General features: G+C 73.7%; 1 protein-coding gene. It reads left to right on the top strand.

What is annotated here, in order from left to right; all coding sequences use genetic code 11:
- Positions 1-338: 338 nt before the first annotated feature.
- A partial coding sequence (locus FDZ70_11410; protein TLM64558.1) for a pyridoxal-phosphate dependent enzyme occupies positions 339-1,003 on the top strand: 665 nt, incomplete at its 3' end.

Below are 1,003 nucleotides of genomic sequence, written 5' to 3' on the forward strand. Positions count from 1 at the left end.
GCGCTGCCCAAGGTGCCCGGCGAGACCACGCCTCAGCTGGTCGCGGAGCACCGCGAGTTCGGCGAGCGCGTGAGCACGCTGGCCGAGCAGCGCACGATCGCGGGCCAGGACGTGCGCGTGCTCGACCTCAACGGCGCGCTCACGGCGCCGGACGGGTCGCTGCGCTCCGGCTACGAAGCCGCGCCGGGCGACTCACACCTCTCGGAGGCCGCGTACGACGCGCTCGACGGCGTGCTCATCACGGTCCTGGCCGAGATGCCGCAGCCGTGACCTATCCGCTGCCCGACAGCCGAGGCTACTTCGGTCGCTTCGGCGGCCAGTTCGTCCCCGAGACGGTGATGCCCGCGCTCGCCGAGCTCGCCGAGGCACACGCCGCCGCGCAGGCGGACCCCGCGTTCGCCGAGCAGCTGGGCGCGCTGCTGCGCGACTACGTCGGCCGGCCGACGCCGCTGTACGAGGCGCGCAACCTCGCCGCCGCCACCGGGCTCGGCCGCGTCCTGCTCAAGCGCGAGGACCTGTGCCACACCGGCGCGCACAAGATCAACAACACCCTTGGCCAGTGCCTGTTGGCCGTGCGCATGGGCAAGGGGCGCGTGATCGCCGAGACCGGCGCCGGACAGCACGGCGTCGCGACGGCCACCGCCGCGGCGCTGCTCGGGCTCGAGTGCTCGGTGTTCATGGGCACCGAGGACATCCGGCGCCAGGCGCTGAACGTCTACAAGATGCGGCTGCTCGGCGCCGAGGTCGTGCCGGTCGAAGAGGGGACCGGCACGCTGCACGACGCGGTGACCGCCGCGCTGCGCCACTGGGTCGAGCGCGTGCGCGACACGTTCTACGTGCTCGGCTCCGCCGTCGGGCCGCACCCGTACCCGACCGTGGTGCGCGACTTCCAGGCCGTCATCGGCCGCGAGACGATCGCGCAGCTCGCCGAGCGCGGTGTCACTCCGGACGCGGTGCTCGCGTGCGTCGGCGGAGGCAGCAACGCCATCGGCACGTTCTGGCC

The organism is Actinomycetota bacterium, assembly GCA_005774595.1.
Taxonomy (GTDB): Bacteria; Actinomycetota; Coriobacteriia; order Anaerosomatales; family D1FN1-002; genus D1FN1-002.